The sequence below is a fragment of the Bacillus sp. FSL K6-2839 genome, from assembly GCF_038003365.1.
Classification (GTDB): Bacteria; Bacillota; Bacilli; order Bacillales; family Bacillaceae; genus Bacillus.
This window is the reverse complement of sequence record NZ_JBBOOZ010000002.1, coordinates 245,460-267,210: the sequence shown is the minus strand read 5'-3', so window position 1 is coordinate 267,210 and position 21,751 is coordinate 245,460. Positions and strand designations below refer to the sequence as shown.

26 protein-coding genes are annotated in these 21,751 nt (G+C 42.2%); 25 read left to right on the top strand and 1 reads right to left on the bottom strand.

The features are described 5' to 3' along the window. Positions 1–51 precede the first annotated feature (51 nt). From rpmE to MHH26_RS15440, 4 genes are all read left to right on the top strand, one after another. Positions 52–252: a 50S ribosomal protein L31 gene (gene rpmE / locus MHH26_RS15455; RefSeq protein ID WP_003215407.1), complete on the top strand. Its 201-nt coding sequence runs from the start codon at positions 52–54 to the stop codon at positions 250–252. A gap of 87 nt (positions 253–339) precedes the next feature. Beyond that, positions 340–942 carry a thymidine kinase gene (locus MHH26_RS15450; protein ID WP_003214626.1) on the top strand — a complete coding sequence of 201 codons (603 nt, stop codon included), beginning with the start codon at positions 340–342 and terminating at the stop codon, positions 940–942. A 279-nt stretch (positions 943–1,221) separates the two neighbouring features. Continuing rightward, positions 1,222–2,922, top strand: a complete 1,701-nt coding sequence (malS, locus tag MHH26_RS15445; protein WP_066031615.1) for an oxaloacetate-decarboxylating malate dehydrogenase — start codon at positions 1,222–1,224, stop codon at positions 2,920–2,922. Positions 2,923–3,017: 95 nt separating this feature from the next. After that, positions 3,018–3,974, top strand: a complete 957-nt coding sequence (locus MHH26_RS15440; protein ID WP_034666496.1) for an AEC family transporter — start codon at positions 3,018–3,020, stop codon at positions 3,972–3,974. A gap of 34 nt (positions 3,975–4,008) precedes the next feature. Here MHH26_RS15440 and racA read toward each other — a convergent pair whose 3' ends face one another. Beyond that, the gene (gene racA / locus MHH26_RS15435) at positions 4,009–4,560 is read right to left on the bottom strand and encodes a chromosome-anchoring protein RacA (protein WP_066031616.1); all 552 of its coding nucleotides are present in this window, start codon (positions 4,558–4,560) and stop codon (positions 4,009–4,011) included. 210 nt (positions 4,561–4,770) lie between these two features. On the opposite strand from racA, the gene prfA reads away from it, so the two are divergent. The 21 genes from prfA to MHH26_RS15330 all read left to right on the top strand — a co-directional run bounded on the left by prfA (position 4,771) and on the right by MHH26_RS15330 (position 21,724). Then, positions 4,771–5,838: a peptide chain release factor 1 gene (prfA, locus tag MHH26_RS15430; RefSeq protein ID WP_340973976.1), complete on the top strand. Its 1,068-nt coding sequence runs from the start codon at positions 4,771–4,773 to the stop codon at positions 5,836–5,838. Continuing rightward, complete coding sequence (prmC, locus tag MHH26_RS15425) at positions 5,828–6,712, top strand: peptide chain release factor N(5)-glutamine methyltransferase (protein WP_340973975.1); 885 nt, start codon at positions 5,828–5,830, stop codon at positions 6,710–6,712. Before prfA ends, prmC begins: the two co-directional genes overlap by 11 nt. 142 nt (positions 6,713–6,854) lie before the next feature. Next, positions 6,855–7,334 (top strand): hypothetical protein, encoded by a 480-nt coding sequence (locus MHH26_RS15420; protein ID WP_034660296.1) that lies wholly within the window; start codon positions 6,855–6,857, stop codon positions 7,332–7,334. Positions 7,335–7,453: 119 nt separating this feature from the next. Continuing rightward, on the top strand, positions 7,454–8,110 hold the full coding sequence (spoIIR, locus tag MHH26_RS15415) for a stage II sporulation protein R (RefSeq protein WP_034660295.1): 657 nt from the start codon (positions 7,454–7,456) through the stop codon (positions 8,108–8,110). 63 nt (positions 8,111–8,173) lie between these two features. Then, complete coding sequence (locus MHH26_RS15410) at positions 8,174–8,617, top strand: GNAT family N-acetyltransferase (RefSeq protein WP_034660294.1); 444 nt, start codon at positions 8,174–8,176, stop codon at positions 8,615–8,617. A gap of 161 nt (positions 8,618–8,778) precedes the next feature. Beyond that, positions 8,779–9,831 (top strand): L-threonylcarbamoyladenylate synthase, encoded by a 1,053-nt coding sequence (locus MHH26_RS15405; RefSeq protein ID WP_340973972.1) that lies wholly within the window; start codon positions 8,779–8,781, stop codon positions 9,829–9,831. 60 nt (positions 9,832–9,891) lie between these two features. Further along, positions 9,892–10,446 (top strand): manganese efflux pump MntP, encoded by a 555-nt coding sequence (locus MHH26_RS15400; protein WP_034660292.1) that lies wholly within the window; start codon positions 9,892–9,894, stop codon positions 10,444–10,446. Between the two features lie 63 nt (positions 10,447–10,509). Next, positions 10,510–10,968, top strand: coding sequence for a low molecular weight protein arginine phosphatase (locus tag MHH26_RS15395; RefSeq protein WP_106038975.1), 459 nt, complete (start codon positions 10,510–10,512; stop codon positions 10,966–10,968). 140 nt (positions 10,969–11,108) lie between these two features. After that, positions 11,109–11,558, top strand: coding sequence for a ribose 5-phosphate isomerase B (gene rpiB / locus MHH26_RS15390; RefSeq protein WP_003214714.1), 450 nt, complete (start codon positions 11,109–11,111; stop codon positions 11,556–11,558). Between the two features lie 12 nt (positions 11,559–11,570). Then, complete coding sequence (locus tag MHH26_RS15385) at positions 11,571–12,110, top strand: TIGR01440 family protein (protein ID WP_058013477.1); 540 nt, start codon at positions 11,571–11,573, stop codon at positions 12,108–12,110. Positions 12,111–12,287: 177 nt separating this feature from the next. Further along, complete coding sequence (gene glyA / locus MHH26_RS15380; protein ID WP_340973971.1) at positions 12,288–13,535, top strand: serine hydroxymethyltransferase; 1,248 nt, start codon at positions 12,288–12,290, stop codon at positions 13,533–13,535. A 146-nt stretch (positions 13,536–13,681) separates the two neighbouring features. Continuing rightward, entirely contained in the window at positions 13,682–14,311 is a 630-nt protein-coding gene (upp, locus tag MHH26_RS15375; protein ID WP_003214553.1) for a uracil phosphoribosyltransferase, read from the top strand. A gap of 496 nt (positions 14,312–14,807) precedes the next feature. Then, positions 14,808–15,191 (top strand): ATP synthase subunit I, encoded by a 384-nt coding sequence (locus MHH26_RS15370; RefSeq protein WP_024423731.1) that lies wholly within the window; start codon positions 14,808–14,810, stop codon positions 15,189–15,191. A 7-nt stretch (positions 15,192–15,198) separates the two neighbouring features. Continuing rightward, the gene (atpB, locus tag MHH26_RS15365) at positions 15,199–15,933 is read left to right on the top strand and encodes a F0F1 ATP synthase subunit A (protein ID WP_003215198.1); all 735 of its coding nucleotides are present in this window, start codon (positions 15,199–15,201) and stop codon (positions 15,931–15,933) included. 48 nt (positions 15,934–15,981) lie between these two features. Further along, positions 15,982–16,194 carry a F0F1 ATP synthase subunit C gene (atpE, locus tag MHH26_RS15360; RefSeq protein WP_003214968.1) on the top strand — a complete coding sequence of 71 codons (213 nt, stop codon included), beginning with the start codon at positions 15,982–15,984 and terminating at the stop codon, positions 16,192–16,194. 120 nt (positions 16,195–16,314) lie between these two features. Continuing rightward, a complete protein-coding gene (atpF, locus tag MHH26_RS15355) occupies positions 16,315–16,836 on the top strand; it encodes a F0F1 ATP synthase subunit B (RefSeq protein WP_034660288.1) in 522 nt (173 codons plus the stop codon). After that, positions 16,833–17,378: a F0F1 ATP synthase subunit delta gene (locus tag MHH26_RS15350; RefSeq protein WP_034660287.1), complete on the top strand. Its 546-nt coding sequence runs from the start codon at positions 16,833–16,835 to the stop codon at positions 17,376–17,378. The genes atpF and MHH26_RS15350 overlap by 4 nt, the downstream gene beginning before the upstream one ends. Positions 17,379–17,394: 16 nt before the next feature. Further along, positions 17,395–18,903 (top strand): F0F1 ATP synthase subunit alpha, encoded by a 1,509-nt coding sequence (gene atpA, locus MHH26_RS15345; RefSeq protein ID WP_034660286.1) that lies wholly within the window; start codon positions 17,395–17,397, stop codon positions 18,901–18,903. 88 nt (positions 18,904–18,991) lie between these two features. Next, positions 18,992–19,858, top strand: a complete 867-nt coding sequence (locus MHH26_RS15340; protein ID WP_034660284.1) for a F0F1 ATP synthase subunit gamma — start codon at positions 18,992–18,994, stop codon at positions 19,856–19,858. A 24-nt stretch (positions 19,859–19,882) separates the two neighbouring features. Continuing rightward, complete coding sequence (gene atpD / locus MHH26_RS15335) at positions 19,883–21,304, top strand: F0F1 ATP synthase subunit beta (RefSeq protein WP_034660283.1); 1,422 nt, start codon at positions 19,883–19,885, stop codon at positions 21,302–21,304. A gap of 24 nt (positions 21,305–21,328) precedes the next feature. Then, complete coding sequence (locus tag MHH26_RS15330; RefSeq protein ID WP_034660282.1) at positions 21,329–21,724, top strand: F0F1 ATP synthase subunit epsilon; 396 nt, start codon at positions 21,329–21,331, stop codon at positions 21,722–21,724. Positions 21,725–21,751 lie beyond the last annotated feature (27 nt).

The following is a 21,751-nucleotide window of genomic DNA, read 5'->3' as shown; positions in this document are numbered from 1 at the left end:
ATATTAACTCTGTTTCCGAATTGGATTCAGGGCGGAAGGAGATGACAGTAGATGAAAACAGGAATTCATCCTAACTACAAAAAAGCTACAGTCAAATGCGCTTGTGGAAATGAGTTTGAAACTGGATCAGTAAAAGAAGAGGTACGCATCGAGATTTGCTCTGAGTGCCATCCTTTCTATACAGGCCGTCAAAAATTCGCTTCTGCTGATGGACGTGTTGACCGCTTTAACAAAAAATACGGTCTTAAGTAATAATAGATACAATAAACAGGCAGGAATCCGTTCTTGCCTGTTTTTTTACGTGGATTGATGGAACTTTAAAACGGGGGAGAAGACCTTATGTATGTGATGAAACAAAGCGGTTGGCTTGAAGTCATCTGCGGAAGTATGTTTTCTGGAAAGTCGGAAGAATTGATTCGGAGAGCCAAAAGAGCCACCTTTGCCAAACAAGAAGTAAAAATATTCAAACCAGCGATTGATAACCGATATAGTACAAGCTCAGTTGTCTCACATAACGGTTCATCAGTCGATGGGATTGCAGTAGCCTCACCAAAAGACATAATAACGCACATATCAGAAAGAACCGATGTCATTGGCATTGATGAGGTGCAATTTTTTGATGAGACAATCATTGACATTGTCACTCAATTGGCTGATAAAGGTTACCGAGTCATTGTTGCAGGCCTTGATCAAGATTTCAGAGGAGAGCCATTTGGTGTTGTTCCGCATTTAATGGCATGTGCAGAGCTTGTAACAAAACTTCAAGCAGTTTGTTCGGTATGCGGCTCCCCAGCGAGTAGAACACAACGCTTGATCGACGGTAAACCCGCATCCTATGATGATCCTATTATTTTAGTAGGTGCGCAGGAATCATACGAAGCACGATGCAGACATCACCATGAAGTACCAAGACTTGACGTTGGTACAACACTTGACAATTAAAAAAATAGCAAATGCCGCTGTGTTTCGTTTTTCGAGATTTTGGCTGAACACCCATCATTTGTACTTAAATAAATTAAATAACGCTACGAAAAAATTATCTAATTTTCAACGCTTGCGTTTTAGCATAAGCAGGCATAAAATGACTAACTGTAGTGTAAAGCATTTTAACGAAAAGTTCGATTTCTTGTCATAATTTTTTTGATTAAGGATTTTCCTCCTTAATCGTTCTTTAAATTAATAGTTCACTTTATTTATATTTTAGAAAGAGGGTAGTTTTTGATGAACAACGTGAAGAAAACAAAAGAAGGGTACCTCGAAACCACTTTGACAGGTAAAGATGTATTATCGATTCCAACGTTGAACAAAGGCGTTGCTTTCTCTGAAGAAGAAAGACAAGAGCTTGGACTAGAAGGTTTACTTCCTCCAACTGTTCTCACTCTAGAACAACAAGCGGAGAGAGCGTATAAGCAATTTCTGGCACAGCCAGATCGTCTTCGTCAAAACGTATACTTAAGTGATTTGCAAAACCGTAACGAAGTATTGTTCTATAAGCTTCTAACAGACAAGCTTCGTGAAATGCTTCCTGTTGTGTACACACCAACTGTTGGTGAAGCGATTCAAGAATACAGCCATGAATACAGAAGACCTCATGGTGTCTATCTTTCAATCGACAACATTGACGGCATTGAGAAAGCATTTGAAAACTTACATGCAACAGCAGGAGATATTGACCTTATCGTTGCAACTGACTCTGAGAGCATTCTTGGAATTGGTGACTGGGGTGTTGGTGGTATCAACATCGCAATCGGTAAATTAGCTGTTTACACGGCTGCAGCAGGTATTGATCCAAGCCGCGTGATTCCAGTCGTATTAGATGTTGGCACAAACAATGAAAAATTATTGAATGATCCATTATACATCGGAAACCATCACAAACGTGTACAAGGTGAAAAATACGAAGAATTCATTGATGCTTATGTAAAAGCAGCGCTTAAATTCTTCCCGAAAGCCTTACTTCACTGGGAAGACCTTGGAAACAAAAATGCGCGTAACATCATGAAAAAATACAATGATAACATCTTAACGTTCAATGATGATATTCAAGGTACTGGTGCCATTACTTTAGCGGGTGTTCTTGCAGCTGTCAAGAAAACTGGTACTCAATTGAAAGATCACCGTGTTGTCATTTTCGGAGCTGGATCAGCTGGTATCGGAATCGCAGATCAAGTGCGTGACGCAATGGTCCTTGAAGGTCTAACGGAAGAAGAAGCAAACAATGCATTCTGGACATTAGACTACAGAGGTTTGCTAACAGATCAATTTGAAGATGAAGTGCTTGATTTCCAAAAACCATACCTTCGTTCTTCTGCTGAAGTAGAAGGCTGGGCACGCGATGAAAAAGGACAAATCTCATTTGCTGAAACTGTTCGCCAAGCGAAGCCAACAATCCTTATCGGTACATCAGGTCAAGGCGGTGCATTCACTGAAGAAATCATTAAAGAAATGGCAGCTCATACAGAGCGTCCAGTGATCATGCCAATGTCTAATCCAACACCACTTGCTGAAGCAGTGCCAGAGGATCTATTCAAATGGACAGACGGCCGTGCACTGATTGCGACAGGAAGCCCGTTCGAAAACGTTGAGTATAACGGAATCGAATATGAAATCGGACAATCAAACAATGCGTTCGTTTTCCCTGGACTTGGTCTTGGTTCGATCGTAACAGAATCAAAAATCATCACAAAAGCCATGTTCGTCGCTTCTGCGAATGCAATTGCTGAAATGGTTGATCATGAGAAACCAGGTGCTGGTCTACTGCCAAGCATTGATAAATTGCAAGAAGTGTCAATCCATGTGGCTGTTGAAGTAGCGAAAGCAGCTATTGAAGATGGTGTCGCAAGAAAAACGCCTGACAACATCGAACAAGCTGTGAAAGATGCAATGTGGATTCCTGAATATAAAAAAATTGTAAGAGCATAATAAAAAGTGTAACGCGGCATTGTTTCGAGTAATCTAAGCAATGCCGCAATAAATAAAATAAGAGACATGTAAAAGATTCAAGGAGGAATAGTAAGATGGACTTTTTAAATATTTTGATCCTCCTAGCACCGATTTTTTTCGTTATCGCGCTGGGTTGGTTCGCAGGGAACTTCGGCAGCTATGACGCTAAATCTGCAAAAGGTGTAAGTACACTTGTTACAAAGTATGCTTTGCCAGCGCACTTTATCGCCAGCATTCTGTCAACACCAAAAGATAAATTCTATAGTCAAATTCCATTTTTCATTGCATTGATTTTCGGAATCGTTGGTTTTTATATCATTATCCTTTTAGTTACGAAATTTGCTTTTAAATATGATTTAACAGATTCATCTGTTTTCTCGTTAAACTCAGCACAACCGACCTTTGCATTTATGGGGATTCCGGTCTTGGGCAGTTTATTTGGGGCTCAAGAAGTTGCAATTCCGATTGCTATTACCGGAATAGTTGTAAATGCATTGCTTGATCCAATTGCCATTATTGTGTCAACTGTCGGTGAAAAAACAAAAGGAAAAGCCAAAGACGGCGAAAGTTTCTTAAAAATGACAACAAAAGCGATTTTGCACGGTTTATCAGAGCCGCTTGCACTTGCACCGCTAGCAAGTATCATTCTTGTACTTTTAGGATTTAAACTTCCTGAAATCGGACATGAAATGTTAGAGGAAATCGGAAGTGTGACATCAGGGGTTGCACTATTCGCAGTCGGTGTCACTGTAGGTATTCGAAAAATTAAACTGAGTTTACCAGCATTTAGTATTGCACTATTAAAAGTAGCTGTACAACCGCTTCTTATGTATCTTATCGCCATTCTTATGGGTCTTTCGGCGGATGAAATTACAAAAGCTGTATTGCTTGTTGCCTTCCCAGGTTCAGCTGTTGCAGCGATGATCGCCACACGATTTGAGAAACAAGAGGCAGAAACTGCATCCGCATTTGTGATCAGTGCCATCATGTCACTCATTACATTACCGATCATTATTGCGCTTACCGTATAATATAGTAGAAGGCTGCCTCTTGAGGCAGCCTTTCTTAGCGAAATGAATGAAACAGAGGGAAGAGCACACGCTTTTTTTTGATGTCAGGGTGTGTGATTTCCTTTTTTTCTTCTATTTGAGAGGGTTGTTTCAAGCTCGCGGCAAGACGCTCAAGTTTAGTGGTGAGATCTTCAATTTCTCTGCGGTGCTGAAGCAGCTGGTAGGATACACCTTCATCTGCTTTTTTAGCCAGTTTCCGTTCGAGTTCTTGGAGTCGATTTTCTACATCAGTAGTGACATGCAATTGCTGCTGAATGAGCTGTTTCACTTGCTTTTCTAATGCTTCAATCCGCTTTGTGGAGGCATCAGTTTCTGCAGCAGGTGATAACTGTTGAACGGTTTCCTCGTGGATTGGCAGTCGAATGTCTTGGAGGATCACACCTTCACTCATTTGGTGTTTGACTTCTTTGAGCAGCTGTACAATATCTTCATGAAATTCATAATGTCCAAGTTCATTCCGGGCGACAGGGATGTTGAGCTGTTTAACCCAACGCTGAATCGTTTTTGAAGAAACACCAATTTCTTTTGCAACCTCATTTGTATTCAAACCAAATGCCCTCCCTTTTTTCAATTATAAGTACCATTCTCTTCAAGGAGGACTTGTTCCTTCACGTTAGACAAAACAAGTAACCAATCGCCAAAGATCGTGTTTTCTAGCGAAAAATTGCAGAAAATCAATTGTTTTGGAAATTTTTTTGACTGTCATACCCCGCTATACTATAATTAGACTGTTACGCACAAAACAGAGGTGAAGACCATGTTAGACCGTTTAAAATCAATTGAAGAACGCTATGAAAAGCTAAATGAATATTTAAGTGATCCTGAAGTGGTGAACGACCCTAATAAGCTTCGTGAATATTCGAAGGAACAATCTGATATTCAAGAAACTGTTGAGGTATATAGACAATATCGTGCGGCATACGACCAGTTGAGTGAAGCGAAAGCAATGCTGGAAGAGAAGCTGGATGCCGAGATGCGCGACATGGTCAAAGAAGAAATTTCAGAGCTCACAGAGGAAACGGAACGTTTAGAAGACGAGCTGAAAATCTTGCTGATCCCGAAAGATCCAAATGACAACAAAAACGTTATTGTGGAGGTTCGTGGTGCAGCGGGAGGAGAAGAGGCCGCGCTTTTTGCTGGAAATCTTTACCGTATGTACAGCCGTTATGCTGAAATGCAAGGCTGGAAAACGGAAGTGATGGAAGCGAGTGTCACTGGCACAGGCGGTTATAAGGAGATTATCTTTATGATCAGCGGGAAAGGCGCATACTCCAAACTAAAGTTTGAAAACGGCGCACACCGCGTGCAGCGTGTTCCGGAAACAGAATCAGGCGGACGGATTCATACATCAACAGCGACAGTTGCTGTCTTGCCTGAGGCTGAAGAAGTTGAAATTGATATCCATGAAAAAGACATCCGTGTAGATACTTTCACATCAAGCGGACCTGGCGGACAAAGTGTCAATACGACCATGTCTGCTGTTCGATTAACTCACCTTCCAACAGGTGTGGTTGTATCCTGTCAGGATGAGAAGTCGCAAATCAAAAACAAAGAAAAAGCCATGAAAGTGTTGCGTGCGAGAATTTATGATAAATTCCAGCGTGAAGCACAGGCTGAATATGATCAAACGCGTAAATCTGCTGTTGGAACAGGGGATCGTTCAGAGCGTATCCGTACGTACAATTTCCCGCAAAACCGTGTAACGGACCACCGCATCGGATTGACGATTCAAAAGCTTGATCAAATTTTAGAAGGAAAACTTGACGAGGTCATAGATGCATTAATTATGGAAGACCAAGCAAGAAAGCTTCAAAATGCAAAATAATCAGCGAACCATCTTTGAAGCCCTTAAATGGGCTTCTTCTTTGTTAACGGAAGCCGGTAGAGACCAAAACGCAGCAGAGCTCCTTTTGATGCATGTAATGTGCCTAAGCAGAAGTGAACTTCTTGCACGATTTCATGATCTGCTGCCAGAGGAGCAAGATCGGTTGTTCAGCGAGTTTGTCACGCAGCATAAGAGAGGCGTGCCTGTTCAGCATCTAACGGGTATTGAATTCTTTTACGGCCGTCCCTTCGAGGTGAACAAACATGTTCTCATTCCTCGTCCTGAAACGGAAGAGGTCGTTTTGGCGGCGCTGAATCTGGTGAGTGACGTCTTCCCGCACGATCAGCCGCTCAAAGCAGTGGACGTTGGCACAGGAAGCGGGGCAATTGCGATTACGCTGGCTCTTGAAAAAGAAACATTATCTGTCACAGCAACGGATATTTCACATGAAGCACTTGCGGTAGCAAAGCGGAATCAACAAGCGCTTGGTGCAGACGTCCATTTTTTACAAGGTGACTTACTCGAACCTATCATGGATCAAGGCATCAAAGTGGATCTGTTTATTTCCAATCCACCTTATATTGCAGCAGAAGAAATGGACAGTTTGTCAGAGGTGGTTACGAAGCATGAGCCAGTGAATGCGCTGACAGATGGACGTGATGGTCTGTGGTTTTACAAGCGTCTCATTCGTGATCTTCACTGTGTACTTCATGAGCAGGCGGTCGTTGTCTTTGAAATTGGACATACGCAAGGGCAAGATGTAAAAGCACATCTCTTGCAGTCATTTCCCGCGGCAGATGTCCGCATCGTCAAGGACATAAACGGGAAAGACCGAGCTGTTTGCGCACACATTCAAAACGGAAAGTCCGGCTGAAAAAAGTCGGACTATTTTATTATGTAAAGATGAAACTTATGGTAAAAGAGAAACGTATATATAGAAGAATGAACATTCTGATCATGATTTTTTTACATAAATTTGTTTTGAAGGAGCGAATGGTGTGAACAGAAGGTATGCGATGGTGTTGGTCATCGTCAGTGTACTATTGATTGTGAGTGCTTGTGGTAAACCGAGCTTTAAAAAAGAAGCAGCAGCATTTGGAGAAAGCTATAAAAAAGCACAATACACAGTGAATCGAACAGATGACCTAACTGACATGAAGGAGAAGCTGAAGTTTTATTTAACTGAGCATGAATATCAAGAATATACACAAGACAGCATGTTCCCGAGCGTGTTAGAAGCAGCAAAGGATCAAGATTGTCAAATTAAGCTGAAGAAAATTACGTTTACGCCTTCAGATGAAAGCGATGACAGAATTGAATTTGACTATGAAATGATGATTCAATTTATTGATCAAAAAGGAAAGGTTAAAAAAGAAATCAAGAAAAAAGGAGCAATGACTGTCATCAAAACAGAATCAGGGTTAAAAATCAGCCGAGATTGGGATGGGAGACTGTACCCTTCCGATTACCAATCCTCACTCCAAAGCCGTTCTTAATGGGACGGCTTTTTTTGATTTGACTTATAATCTATTAAAAAAATCATTTTGTCTGTTTATGAGATGGGTTTCCTGGACACAATGTTTGTAGCGAAGAGAAAAAGTGGGGGGAACACATCATGTTTAAAAGTAAAATGATGATTTGTCTTTATATGTTTCTATTATTATGCGGTGCTTTTGCAAACCTTGGAAGGGAGGAGACAGCGGCTGCTTCTGCAAATCAGCCTGTTGTAATACCAGACGAAGCGATCCGCTTACGCATTTTAGCAAATAGTGATCGTTCAGCGGATCAGGATGTGAAAAGAAGCATTCGTGACGAGGTCAATGCCAATATGACAGAGTGGGTTAAAGACCTCACGTCCATTGAAGAAGCAAGACGTGTAATTCGGACCAAGCTGCCAGAAATCAATCGTATTGCCAAAGCGAAATTGAAGGAACAGCACATTGATCAATCCGTCTCAGTCAGCTTTCAAAAAGCCTCATTTCCAACAAAGCTATATGGGAATTTCGTCTATCCTGCAGGGGAATATGAAGCCATTTTAATTACACTTGGAGAAGGGGATGGAGCCAATTGGTGGTGTGTGTTATTCCCGCCGCTCTGCTTTATCGATTTTTCAAATGGAGAAGCCATCGCATCGCCAGAGGGGGATGAGGATAACCAAGTGACAGCGCAGCAAACAGATGAGTCTGTTAATGAAGTGGTGAAAGAAGAGAAAGAAGAGACCGGTGAAGTGAAATTCTTTTTATTCGAATGGGTCTCTAGTCTTTTCTCCTAAAAAAGGTATAAATCTGTTTTTGCCTCATAGAGTTGAAGTAAGAGATCAAAAAGAGGTGAAAGCATGTATTATCAATTAAGAATAGCCACAGAAGAAGATGCCCCAGCGATCAATGCTTTTCTTGAAAAGGGACAAGCGAAAGGCGGCGTCACGCTTGCAGAGCGTACGACATTTGTTGTCATGGAAGATGCGGACGGTCAGCTGGCGGGGTGTTTAGGTCTTGAACAGCTTAGTGAACAAGAGGGCTTGCTGCGGTCCCTTGTCATATCAGATAAACTAGGTCAGGGACACATCGTGTCTTTGTTCCAAAGTGTTCAAACGCTCGGAGGAAAAATAGGTGTGGATACTTTTTATGTCGTCGCAAACCACTCCTCCTCACATGACTTTTTGGCATTGATGGGCTTCACGCCATTAGAGGACATTCCAGAAAGCATGTGGGTATCTGCACATGCAAAAGAGATATTGGCGAAAGAACAAGCTGTGGTTCTTCATAAAAAAGGAAGTTAATCACAACATACTGGACTTATACACATACTTATCCACTGTTAAACAAGCGTTATCCACAAATTGTGGACAACGCTTGTTTTATTGATCATCATCTTTTATACTTTCAAAAGGATAATTGAGATATATCAACAGTTTTATCTTTTTTAAAAGGAGTTTGTATGATGTTAAATACAAAAAGGTGGTCTGTGGATTTAGAAAAGAGTTTATCCACATACTATCCACAAATTGAACAGGCAGCTGTGTTATTGCAGCAAAACGAAGTGGTCGCTTTTCCGACTGAGACTGTTTACGGACTAGGGGCAAATGCGAAAGAGACAGAAGCTGTCATGAAAATATATGAAGCGAAAGGGCGTCCAAGTGATAATCCATTGATTGTCCACATTGCGGAGGTTCAGCAGCTTCACGAATTTGCGCAAATAGAAAGTGAAAAAGCAAAGGCGCTGATGGAAGCCTTTTGGCCGGGCGCTTTAACCATTGTTCTTCCATGTAAGCCGGGTGCTTTATCAAAGCAGGTCACAGCAGGTTTATCCACGGTCGGTGTGAGAATGCCTGACCATCCGATTGCGCTTGAGCTCATCCGAGCAGCTGGTCTGCCGATTGCCGCACCAAGTGCCAACCGTTCAGGCAAACCTTCACCGACACAAGCTGACCATGTAGCGAGTGATCTCGATGGAAGAATCGCTGGGATTGTCGATGGCGGTTCAACTGGAATTGGCGTTGAGTCAACGGTTGTATCCTGTGTCGACGAGATTCCAGTGATCTTAAGGCCTGGCGGGATTACAAAAGAAGCTTTAGAAGAGGTAGTTGGAGCGGTCAGTATCGACCCGGGGCTGACAAAAAAGGACGAAGCGCCTGTATCGCCAGGAATGAAATACACACACTATGCACCTGAAGCTCAAATGTATCTTTTTTCTGGAAGTGATGAAGAGATGCAGCATCACATTCAAACATACCAGGCAGAAGGTCTAAAAGTGGGCGTGCTGACAACAGAAGAAAAGAAATCGTTGTTTGTGGCAGATGTTGTTTTCAGCTGTGGATGGAGAGGGAAACCTGAAACGATTGCGGCAAACTTATATCGTGTACTGAGACAATTTGATGAGACAGATGTAGATGTCATTATTTCAGAAGCTTTTTCAGAGCAGGGAGTGGGTTCAGCGATTATGAACCGTCTGCAAAAAGCGGCAGGAGGGCGTACTCTCTCTTCATTCAAATAGTTCTAACCCTTCTTGGACAAACATAGGTTAAAGGAGAATGCGTGTCCAAGGGGGATTTACATGTACGAACTAGCTGGCGAATTGCTGACGCTCAGCATCATGGCTTTTGCACTGGGAATGGATGCTTTTTCGGTTGGACTTGGCATGGGGATGGTTCAGCTGAGGTTCCGCCAGATCATTTATATTGGACTTGTCATTGGGATATTTCATATGTTTATGCCGCTTTTTGGTATGCTGACAGGTCAGCTCCTATCAGGCTGGCTCGGTCTCCTTGCCACCTATATCGGCGGGGCGCTGCTTTTGGTGCTCGGGCTGCAAATGATCGTTGCGTCTATTCGCAAAGAGGATAAACCATTTATCGCACCTGTTGGGGCTGGTCTCGTTCTTTTTGCAACAAGTGTCAGCTTAGACAGTTTTTCCGTTGGTTTAAGTCTCGGAATTTACGGTTCTCACGTGTGGATGACCATTTTATTGTTTGGTTTTTTTAGTATGATCCTCACATGGCTTGGATTATTACTCGGTAAACAGGTTCGATCATGGGTTGGATCATATAGCGGGGCGCTTGGCGGAATCATTTTACTAGCCTTTGGTATCAAATTATTATTTCCGCTCTAGTCAGTCTCCTTACATAACATGTAGAATGAAATGCTATATAATAGAAGAAAAGGAGGGCGAAAGATGAAAATCTTATTTGTTTGTACGGGAAATACATGCAGAAGTCCGATGGCTCAAGCCCTTTTTGCTTCAATTGCATATGATAAAGGTTTAGAGGTCACTGTTAAATCAGCGGGCATTTTTGCCTCAGATGCTGGGAAGGCTTCTCCTCAAGCGGTCGAAGCATTATTTGAGAAAAGCATTCCACTGAATCACTCTTCATCAAAACTGACAGAGGATCTTCTGCGAGAAGCAGATTACGTCTTCACCATGACCATGCAGCATAAACAGTTGATTGTGGAGCAATATGCGCATGCAAAAGACAAGATCTTCACTCTAAAGGAATTTGCGACAGGAACAGAAGGCGATGTATCCGATCCGTTTGGAGGAAGTCTGTCTGTTTATCAGGAAACACGTGATGAACTTGAAGCATTGCTCTATCAACTGGCTGAGAAATTGAAAAAAGATCAGACATCCTCATAATGGACAACCTGTAAAACCGTTGCGTCAACGGTTTTTCTGCTTTTGTTTGCAAATGACTAGGCAGAGGTTAAAATATAACTGTAAATAAAGAATAAATGTAAGGCATGACAGATCAACTCACCCTTAGGAGGAATTGCCCGATGAAAGTAGCCATTGCATCCGATCACGGCGGAACGAATATTCGTGAAGAAATCAAACAACTGATGGATGAATTGAAGATTGAATACATTGATATGGGTTGTGAATGTGGATCAGGTTCTGTAGACTACCCAGATTATGCTTTTCCTGTAGCTAATATGGTGGCAAACGGAGAAGTCGACCGCGGCATTTTAATTTGCGGGACAGGCATCGGTATGAGCATCTCAGCAAACAAAGTGAAAGGAATTCGCTGTGCGCTGGCGCATGATACATTTAGTGCGAAAGCGACTAGAGAACATAATGATACAAACGTCCTTGCGATGGGAGAGCGAGTCATTGGACCTGGATTAGCACGTGAGATTGCGCACATTTGGTTGACAACAGAATTTACGGCAGGACGACATGCTGTGCGGATTGGTAAAATCGCTGATTACGAAGAAAAGCACCTATAAGGAGCGCTTAACATGAACATTGGTCAAGATTGGCTTGAAATGTTAAAAGAGTTTCATCAAATGGTCGAACTGCGTGCTGGGCAAATCTTAGTGATCGGCTGCAGTACATCAGAAGTGGCTGGTGAGCATATTGGGACAGCAGGAAGTGAGCAAATAGCTGCGTCTATCTATCAAGAATTGGATCAGCTAAGACGAGAGACTGGCATTGAGCTCGCTTTCCAGTGCTGTGAGCATCTGAATCGTGCTCTTGTTGTGGAAGAAGAAGTGGCTTTCCGGCTTAACCTAGAGATTGTAGCGGCAGTACCTGTCCGAAAGGCGGGTGGTTCGATGGCGGCTCATGCGTATCAGCACATGGAACATCCTGTGTTAGTTGAATCCATCGAGGCGCATGCTGGAATCGATATCGGTGACACATTAATTGGGATGCATCTAAAGAGAGTCGCTGTACCTGTTCGCCTCAGTCGTCATCAATTAGGACATGCACATGTGACGTTTGCGAAAACGCGTCCGAAGCTGATTGGCGGAGAACGAGCGGTTTATACAAGATCATAGCTTAGATATATTTCTAATATAATGTTGAATAATGAAGACGATTCACCGCTTGAATATTCGGTTTTTCGCAAAAAAAGAAGGCGATTTTCCAAAAAAACTTTTACATTTCACTCAAAAACCGTGTACAATGAGATGGTGAAAACATCGAATGGAAATAGATTGGAGAGGATTTCGCTGATGAAACATTTACCTGAGCAAGACGCACAAGTATTCAAGGCAATTCAACTAGAGCGGAAACGCCAGCAGGACAAAATCGAATTAATTGCATCAGAAAACTTTGTAAGCGAAGCAGTCATGGAAGCACAGGGCTCTGTATTAACAAACAAATATGCAGAGGGCTACCCTGGTAAACGCTACTATGGCGGCTGTGAACATGTAGACGTTGTAGAAGATATCGCACGTGACCGCGCAAAAGAAATTTTTGGCGCTGAGTATGTGAACGTACAGCCTCACTCAGGTGCTCAAGCGAATATGGCCGTATACTTTACCATTCTTGAGCATGGCGATACAGTGCTAGGCATGAACTTATCACATGGCGGGCATTTAACGCACGGAAGCCCTGTTAACTTTAGTGGTGTACAGTACAACTTTGTAGAATATGGTGTCGATAAAGAAACGCAGCATATCGACTATCAAGATGTACTTGAAAAAGCACGTGAACATAAGCCGAAGCTAATTGTTGCGGGTGCAAGTGCATACCCACGTCAAATTGATTTCAAAAAGTTCCGTGAGATTGCGGATGAAGTCGGTGCTTACTTTATGGTCGACATGGCTCACATTGCAGGTCTTGTTGCAGTAGGTCTTCATCCAAATCCAGTTCCTTATGCAGATTTTGTGACAACGACAACTCACAAAACATTGCGTGGACCTCGCGGCGGAATGATTCTATGCCGTGAAGAGTTTGGTAAAAAGATCGACAAATCGATCTTCCCTGGTATTCAAGGTGGACCACTGATGCATGTCATCTCTGCAAAAGCTGTTTCTTTCGGTGAAGTATTGAACGGAGATTTCAAAACATATGCACAAAACGTCATTGATAATGCAAAGCAGCTAGCTGAAACCCTGTTATCTGAAGATATTCAGCTTGTATCTGGTGGAACGGATAACCATCTTGTTCTCATCGACTTGCGTTCTCTTGGCATCACAGGAAAAATTGCAGAAAATGTTCTTGATGAAATCGGTATTACAGTGAACAAAAATGCGATTCCTTATGATCCAGAAAAACCTTTTGTCACAAGTGGTGTACGTGTTGGTACAGCAGCAGTGACAAGCCGCGGTTTCGATCAAGAGGCGATGAAAGAAGTCGGTTCCATTATTGCGCTTGCTCTAAAACATCATGAAAATGAAGCGAAATTAGAAGAAGCGAAAAAGCGAGTATCTGATCTGACAGCCCGCTTCCCTCTATATAACGAATTAAATTATTAAAAAGCAGACCCATTTGCCTATTTTTGGCATGTGGGTTTTTTTGTAGGATTTGCGAATCATATTGAAAGATGACGTCTTTTTATGTAGAATTGTAGGAAGTGTGCAAAGTTCACCGGAAGATGACAGAAAAGGAGTTGTAGCAAGCAATGGCAAAGGTTTATGTATTTGATCACCCGCTTATTCAGCACAAACTTACATATATTCGTGACGTTCATACAGGAACAAAAGAATTTAGGGAGCTAGTGGATGAAGTCGCAACATTAATGGCATTTGAAATCACAAGAGACTTACCGCTTGAAGAGGTAGATGTAGAAACACCTGTACAAGTAGCGAAATCAAACGTGATCTCAGGGAAGAAACTCGGTGTTGTGCCAATTTTAAGAGCAGGTCTTGGAATGGTGGACGGGATTTTGAAACTCATTCCAGCTGCTAAAGTGGGACATGTCGGTTTATACCGTGATCCGAAAACATTAAAGCCTGTTGAATATTATGTGAAGCTTCCATCTGATGTGGAAGAGCGTGAATTTATCGTAGTAGATCCAATGCTTGCAACTGGCGGTTCAGCAGTCGAAGCATTGAACAGCTTGAAAAAACGCGGGGCGAAAAACATTCGCTTCATGTGTCTGATCGCTGCCCCTGAAGGTGTAGAAGAAATGCAAAAGCATCATCCTGATGTTGATATCTACATTGCAGCATTAGATGAGAAATTGAACGAAAAAGGCTACATTATCCCAGGTCTTGGTGATGCTGGTGACCGTATGTATGGAACGAAATAACATGTTTTAATAAAAGCCCACATGCAAACGTGCATGTGGGCTTTTTGAAATATATGACAAACGATTGATATCGTTCTTAGAAAAATCAATGTATACTGAACATTAGCTGTTTTTTTGAATGAATGTCACGTGTCTCCTAAAGTTTGATGAAATTGTGAACATTTTGTGTGCTCTATCACTATAGAAAAGTTTTTTAACTTTCAACGGATTGACACATCATAGACGCTATTGTATGCTAAACGAGGGTATTATGGTAAGGTTTTCATAGCCTATAGCACTCTACTAATCCTCATTGTGAACCCTTTAATTATCAGGGTTTGTATCAGCGAATGAAGCAGCATCCCATAGATCTTTAGATTTCAAGTCTGATTGTGCAATTAGACCGATGGGTGATTGATTTTTTTCGAACAGGACTGCTTATCATAAGCGTCTTCTACGCAGTTTTCATCACCAATTATCACCTTTTTTACAATATTTTTCATCGGGAGTCAGATGAATGAACGATCCAAACGCGATTTTCCGCAGACAGAGTAAATATATGTTCTATCTATTGGCAATTTTTGTGTTTGGCTATGCCATGCCTGGTTTTAAACCACTGTTTCTTGGTTTCATTATCGGCACAATTTTTGCTTTCTTTAATTTATTCCTACTTATACGGAGAATGCACGCTTTTGATCGAGCGGTTAAAAAAGGAAAATCCATTCGTTCAATGGGAAGTACAGCCAGGTGGGCCAACGCAATTCTCGCAGTAGCGATTGCTTGGCGTTACCCTAATGAAGTTCATCTGGCAGGTGTTGTTATAGGATTAATGACAATATATCCTGTCATTATGATAGATTCCTTCATTCAACTTAAACGTTCTACTATGGAAGAGAGGTGAATACTCTTTGGGTCACAGTTCAAAAACTACAGAATTTTTAGGGTTAACGTTCAACTTATCCAATGTTCTCATGATTACGATTGCTAGTATCATCGTTCTTCTCATAGCGGTGCTGACTACTCGTGTTCTGTCTATTCGTCCGACAAAGGCGCAGAACTTTATGGAATGGATTGTTGATTTTGTTCGAAATATCATAGGTAGTTCGATGGACATGAAAACAGGAGCCCCATTTCTAGCGCTTGGCGTTACATTACTCATGTACATATTTGTTTCAAACATGCTTGGACTGCCATTCTCGATTACGGTCGATCACAACTTGTGGTGGAAATCACCAACAGCAGACCCTGCAATCACAATGACACTAGCGATTATGGTCATGGGATTGACACATTACTACGGTGTCAAGGCAAAAGGAGTCAAGGAATATACGAAAGACTACTTTAGACCAATTCCGCTTTTAGTACCATTGAAACTTATTGAAGAATTTGCAAACACGCTAACACTTGGTTTGCGTCTTTATGGAAACATTTTTGCTGGAGAGATTCTTCTTGGTTTGCTTGCAGGACTTGCGACCAATTTCTACACGCAAAACATTGCGCTTGGTATCGTTGGTACATTAGGTGCCATCGTGCCAATGATTGTATGGCAGGCATTCAGTTTGTTTGTCGGAACAATCCAAGCATTTATCTTCACCATGCTGACAATGGTGTACATTTCCCATAAAGTCAGCGATGAACACTAAAAAATTGAGAGTCCAAAAAGGACGTTATTTTAAAGGAGGAGCTTTTTAATGAATTTAATAGCAGCAGCAATTGCAATCGGTTTGGGAGCACTAGGAGCAGGTATTGGTAACGGTCTAATCGTATCTAAAACAGTTGAAGGAATCGCTCGTCAGCCAGAAGCTGGTAGAGAACTAAGAACACTTATGTTCATCGGGGTCGCTTTAGTTGAGGCACTTCCAATTATCGCTGTCGTTATCGCATTCTTGGCATTCTTTGGTTAATATGTGAGAAGCGTTCTAATATGAATTTTAATGGCGAAGATCAGATTAGTTCGAAACTTCGCCATTCCTTTATGTTTTGTTTCTTAACATATTATTTAAAGAAGGGAGTTGCCGTACTAAATGTCTCAGTTACCAGTGGTTTTAGGAGCAGGTGGCTTAAGTTTCAACGCCGGGGATATGTTATTCCAGCTTATCGCTATGCTCATCCTGCTTGCACTTTTAAAGAAATTTGCGCTTAAACCTTTATTAGGTATTATGAAGCAGCGTGAAGATTATATAGGAAATGAAATTTCAAGTGCTGAACAAAAGCACGTTCAAGCTGAAAAGCTTCTTGAAGAACAACGTGTCTTATTGAAAGAAGCACGCGAAGAATCACATACACTCATCGAAAATGCGAAAAAGATTGGTGAGAAACAAAAAGAAGAGATCATTCAAGCAGCACGTCAAGAGTCAGAGCGCTTGAAAGAGTCTGCTAGAACTGAAATCGTGAAAGAAAAAGAACAAGCTGTGGCTGCACTGCGCGAGCAGGTTGCATCACTATCTGTACTCATTGCATCTAAAGTGATTGAAAGAGAACTTGATGAGCAAGCACAAGAGAAATTGATTCAAGAGTATCTTAAAGAGGCAGGCGAAAGCCGATGAGCGTGACTATTGTCTCTAAGCGTTACGCTTCTGCTCTTTTTGACATCGTTCTTGCTTCTTCGGCAGTAGACGAAACTGAAAAAGAGCTGAATGAGATCAAAAAAGTTCTAAAGGCTGACCAAGAATTGAATGACTTTCTTGTTCATCCAAAGATTACGGCAGATAAAAAGAAACATTTGATTGCAGAAGCTTTCAAAGGTGTTTCGACACATGTATTGCACACAATGTATTTATTGATTGACCGCGGACGCACGAATATTTTCTCTGAAATGACGTCTGAGTTTGTGAAACTTGCAAACCGCACGAAACAAATAGACGATGCGGTCGTGTATTCAGTGAAACCGCTGAGCGGCGCTGAAATTCAATCTTTATCTGAAGTATTTGCCAAAAAAGCCGGAGTCACATCACTGCGTGTTGAAAATGTGATTGACAAGGATCTAATAGGCGGAGTGAAAATCCGTATCGGAAACCGCATTTATGACGGCAGTGTCAGCGGAAAGCTTTCCCGCATTGAACGTCAGCTTGCAGGCGAAAATCGTTAGAAGGGGTGAAACCTTAGTGAGTATCAAAGCTGAAGAGATTAGCGCGCTGATAAAGCAGCAAATCCAAAACTATCAATCTGAAATTGAAGTAAAAGATGTCGGTACAGTCATTCAAGTAGGGGACGGTATCGCGCGTGTACATGGCCTTGACAACATTATGGCAGGAGAGCTGGTTGAGTTCTCTAATGGTGTAATGGGTATGGCTCAAAACCTTGAGGAGTCTAACGTAGGTATCGTGATTTTAGGACCTTACAAAGATATCCGTGAAGGTGACGATGTAAAACGTACAGGTCGTATCATGGAGGTTCCAGTAGGTGAAGAATTAATCGGACGTATTGTGAACCCACTTGGTCAGCCTGTTGATGGACTAGGTCCAATCTTAACGAGCAAAACTCGTCCAATCGAAAGTGAAGCACCAGGCGTTATGGATCGTAAATCTGTACATGAGCCGCTTCAAACAGGGATTAAAGCAATTGATGCCTTGATTCCAATCGGACGCGGACAGCGTGAATTGATCATTGGTGACCGTCAAACAGGTAAAACATCTGTTGCAATTGATACGATCCTAAACCAAAAAGATCAAGACATGATCTGTATTTATGTAGCGATCGGACAAAAAGAATCAACGGTTCGTGGTGTTGTTGAAACACTTCGTAAGCATGGTGCGCTTGATTACACAATCGTAGTCACAGCTTCTGCATCACAGCCAGCCCCGCTTCTTTACCTTGCTCCTTATGCAGGTGTAACGATGGGTGAGGAATTCATGTATAACGGCAAGCACGTACTTGTTGTATATGATGACCTTTCTAAACAAGCGGCAGCTTACCGTGAGCTTTCATTATTGCTTCGCCGTCCTCCAGGTCGTGAGGCATTCCCTGGTGATGTTTTCTATCTTCACTCTCGTTTATTAGAGCGTGCAGCGAAGCTTAGTGACGAAAAGGGTGGCGGTTCTATCACAGCATTGCCTTTCGTAGAAACGCAAGCTGGCGATATCTCTGCATATATCCCAACAAACGTTATTTCAATCACAGATGGACAGATTTTCTTACAATCTGATCTCTTCTTCTCAGGCGTACGTCCAGCAGTAAACGCAGGATTGTCTGTATCTCGTGTAGGTGGTTCTGCACAAATCAAAGCGATGAAAAAGGTAGCAGGTACACTTCGTCTGGATCTTGCTTCTTATCGTGAGCTTGAAGCATTCGCTCAGTTTGGATCTGATCTAGACCAAGCGACTCAAGCAAAATTAAACCGTGGTGCTAGAACAGTTGAAGTCTTAAAACAAGACTTGAACAAACCGCTTAAAGTTGAAAAACAAGTAGCGATTCTTTATGCACTTACAAGAGGATACTTAGACGATGTCGCGATTGCTGATGTCAAACGTTTTGAAGCTGAGTTATTCATGTACATTGAAGAAAACCATAAAGACTTGTTTGACACCATCTCTCAAACAGGAAACATGCCTGCTGATGAAGAGTGGAATACAGCAATCGAAGGCTTTAAACGTACGTTTGCACCAAGCAACTAATTAGTAATCTTTCCGAGAGAAAAAGATTCTCTTTTTCTCTCTTTTCACGTAAATGAACACGGATTCCTGAAAAAAGGTGGTGAAATCTTTGGCCTCATTACGCGATATAAAGTCAAGGATCACGTCAACGAAAAAATCGAGTCAGATCACAAAAGCGATGCAAATGGTATCAGCTGCGAAACTGAATCGTGCTGAAAACAATGCGAAGTCTTTTGTTCCTTACATGGAGAAAATCCAGGAAGTGGTTGCTGCAATCGCAACTGGAACAAGTGCTAAGCACCCAATGCTTCTTTCAAGACCTGTCAAGAAAACAGGGTATCTCGTCATTACATCTGATCGGGGGCTTGCAGGACCTTTTAACAGCTCGATTTTGCGTGCCGCTTACCAAACCATTCAATCTCGTCATCAATCCGCTGATGAATATGCGGTGATTGTGATTGGTAAAATCGGACGCGACTTCTTCAAAAAGCGCGGTATTCCAGTTATTTCTGAAGTAACAGGGCTTGGAGACGAAGTAGCGTTTGCTGATATTAAAGAATTAGCAAGCAGTACAGTTCAAATGTTCTCTGATGAAGCGTTTGACGAACTTTACATGTTCTACAACCACTTTGTCAGTGCCATTTCACAAGAAGTAACAGAGAAGAAATTATTGCCGCTAACGGACCTTTCGGCCGCAGCGACACCAAATAAACGTTCCGCATCTTATGAGTTTGAGCCTTCTGAAGAAGAAATTCTTGAAGTTCTCCTTCCTCAATATGCAGAGAGTTTGATTTTCGGTGCGCTTCTTGACAGCAAAGCAAGTGAACATGCTGCAAGGATGACAGCAATGAAGAGTGCAACAGACAACGCAAAAGAATTGATCGACAACCTGACACTCTCTTATAACCGTGCTCGTCAAGCAGCGATTACACAAGAGATTACAGAAATTGTCGGCGGAGCAGCTGCCTTAGAATAGAAATAATTGTCAGGAGGGAATGCAATGAAAACAGGACGCATCAGTCAGATCATGGGACCAGTCGTAGACGTTCATTTTGAAGACGGTCACTTGCCTGAGATTTATAATGCGATCAGAGTTTCGCATAAAGCGGAAAGCGAAAGTGAAGTTACTATCGACTTAACTTTAGAAGTAGCACTACATTTAGGTGATAATACAGTCAGAACCATCGCAATGGCATCAACAGACGGTGTGAAGCGCGGTATGGAAGCTGTAGACCTTGGAAAACCAATTTCAGTACCAGTTGGTAACGTAACACTTGGACGTGTATTCAACGTACTGGGAGATAACATTGACTTAGATGAGCCACTTGGTGTGGAAGCCCAAAGAGATCCAATCCACAGACAAGCGCCTTCTTTTGATCAACTTTCTACAGAAGTTGAAATTCTTGAAACGGGTATTAAAGTTGTTGACCTTCTTGCTCCTTACATCAAGGGTGGAAAGATCGGTCTATTCGGTGGAGCCGGTGTAGGTAAAACCGTTCTGATTCAAGAATTGATCAACAACATCGCACAAGAACACGGCGGTATTTCTGTATTCGCTGGTGTTGGAGAGCGTACACGTGAAGGAAACGACCTTTACTACGAAATGAAAGATTCTGGCGTTATCGAAAAAACAGCCATGGTCTTCGGCCAAATGAACGAGCCACCAGGTGCACGTATGCGTGTTGCCCTAACTGGTTTGACAATGGCAGAGCATTTCCGTGATGAACTAGGTCAAGACGTATTGTTCTTCATCGATAACATCTATCGTTTTACCCAAGCAGGTTCTGAAGTATCAGCCCTTCTTGGACGTATGCCTTCAGCGGTAGGTTATCAGCCGACACTTGCAACAGAAATGGGTCAGCTGCAAGAGCGTATCACGTCTACAAACGTAGGATCGGTTACATCGATTCAAGCGATCTATGTACCTGCGGATGACTATACGGATCCAGCTCCAGCAACAACGTTCGCTCACCTTGATGCAACGACAAACCTTGAGCGTAAGCTGACTGAAATGGGTATTTACCCAGCGGTTGATCCTCTTGCTTCAACATCTCGTGCACTTGCACCAGAGATCGTTGGTGAAGAGCATTATGCCATTGCGCGTGAAGTGCAGCAAACATTGCAGCGTTATAAAGAACTACAAGATATCATTGCCATTTTAGGTATGGATGAATTATCTGAGGACGATAAGCTTGTGGTACACAGAGCACGTCGTGTTCAATTCTTCCTATCTCAAAACTTCCACGTAGCAGAGCAGTTCACTGGCCAAAAGGGTTCTTATGTGCCATTGAAAGAAACTGTTAAAGGCTTCAAGGAAATCTTATCTGGTAAATACGATCACCTTCCAGAAGATGCATTCCGCTTAGTTGGACGCATTGAAGAAGTGGTTGAAAAAGCCAAAGAGATGGGTGTAGAGGCCTAATCTGGTCCTTAGGAGGGTAAAAGCATGAAGACCGTTCAAGTCAATATCGTTACTCCCGACGGCCCAGTGTATGAAGCGGATGTGGAAATGGTCAGTGTCAGAGCAGAAAGCGGTGAGCTTGGTATTTTAGCTGGCCACGTTCCAATGGTTGCTCCGCTAAAAATCGGTGCAGTTCGCTTAAAACATAGTGGATCAACTGAATTGGTTGCAGTAAGTGGCGGATTTGTTGAAGTTCGCCCTGAACAAGTAACCATTCTTGCTCAGGCCGCTGAAACATCAGATAAAGTTGATGTCGATCGTGCTAAATCAGCGAAACAGCGTGCTGAAGAGCATTTGAACCACCCGAATGAAAGTGATGTACGCCGGGCGGAACTCGCATTAAAACGGGCGTTAAACCGTTTAAATGTAGCAGGGAAATAAAACAGAAAATCCTTCTTATCATTGTGA

Coding starts and splice junctions, on each gene's coding strand:
- MHH26_RS15370 (WP_024423731.1), top strand. CDS start 14,808: ATGAACGATCCAAACGCGATTTTCCGCAGACAGAGTAAATATATGTTC.
- glyA (WP_340973971.1), top strand. CDS start 12,288: ATGAAACATTTACCTGAGCAAGACGCACAAGTATTCAAGGCAATTCAA.
- MHH26_RS15400 (WP_034660292.1), top strand. CDS start 9,892: ATGTACGAACTAGCTGGCGAATTGCTGACGCTCAGCATCATGGCTTTT.
- MHH26_RS15350 (WP_034660287.1), top strand. CDS start 16,833: ATGAGCGTGACTATTGTCTCTAAGCGTTACGCTTCTGCTCTTTTTGAC.
- MHH26_RS15420 (WP_034660296.1), top strand. CDS start 6,855: ATGGTGTTGGTCATCGTCAGTGTACTATTGATTGTGAGTGCTTGTGGT.
- spoIIR (WP_034660295.1), top strand. CDS start 7,454: ATGTTTAAAAGTAAAATGATGATTTGTCTTTATATGTTTCTATTATTA.
- MHH26_RS15405 (WP_340973972.1), top strand. CDS start 8,779: ATGTTAAATACAAAAAGGTGGTCTGTGGATTTAGAAAAGAGTTTATCC.
- MHH26_RS15450 (WP_003214626.1), top strand. CDS start 340: ATGTATGTGATGAAACAAAGCGGTTGGCTTGAAGTCATCTGCGGAAGT.
- upp (WP_003214553.1), top strand. CDS start 13,682: ATGGCAAAGGTTTATGTATTTGATCACCCGCTTATTCAGCACAAACTT.
- MHH26_RS15395 (WP_106038975.1), top strand. CDS start 10,510: ATGAAAATCTTATTTGTTTGTACGGGAAATACATGCAGAAGTCCGATG.
- MHH26_RS15440 (WP_034666496.1), top strand. CDS start 3,018: ATGGACTTTTTAAATATTTTGATCCTCCTAGCACCGATTTTTTTCGTT.
- malS (WP_066031615.1), top strand. CDS start 1,222: ATGAACAACGTGAAGAAAACAAAAGAAGGGTACCTCGAAACCACTTTG.
- atpF (WP_034660288.1), top strand. CDS start 16,315: ATGTCTCAGTTACCAGTGGTTTTAGGAGCAGGTGGCTTAAGTTTCAAC.
- atpD (WP_034660283.1), top strand. CDS start 19,883: ATGAAAACAGGACGCATCAGTCAGATCATGGGACCAGTCGTAGACGTT.
- rpmE (WP_003215407.1), top strand. CDS start 52: ATGAAAACAGGAATTCATCCTAACTACAAAAAAGCTACAGTCAAATGC.
- MHH26_RS15410 (WP_034660294.1), top strand. CDS start 8,174: ATGTATTATCAATTAAGAATAGCCACAGAAGAAGATGCCCCAGCGATC.
- prfA (WP_340973976.1), top strand. CDS start 4,771: ATGTTAGACCGTTTAAAATCAATTGAAGAACGCTATGAAAAGCTAAAT.
- atpE (WP_003214968.1), top strand. CDS start 15,982: ATGAATTTAATAGCAGCAGCAATTGCAATCGGTTTGGGAGCACTAGGA.
- prmC (WP_340973975.1), top strand. CDS start 5,828: ATGCAAAATAATCAGCGAACCATCTTTGAAGCCCTTAAATGGGCTTCT.
- MHH26_RS15385 (WP_058013477.1), top strand. CDS start 11,571: ATGAACATTGGTCAAGATTGGCTTGAAATGTTAAAAGAGTTTCATCAA.
- rpiB (WP_003214714.1), top strand. CDS start 11,109: ATGAAAGTAGCCATTGCATCCGATCACGGCGGAACGAATATTCGTGAA.
- MHH26_RS15330 (WP_034660282.1), top strand. CDS start 21,329: ATGAAGACCGTTCAAGTCAATATCGTTACTCCCGACGGCCCAGTGTAT.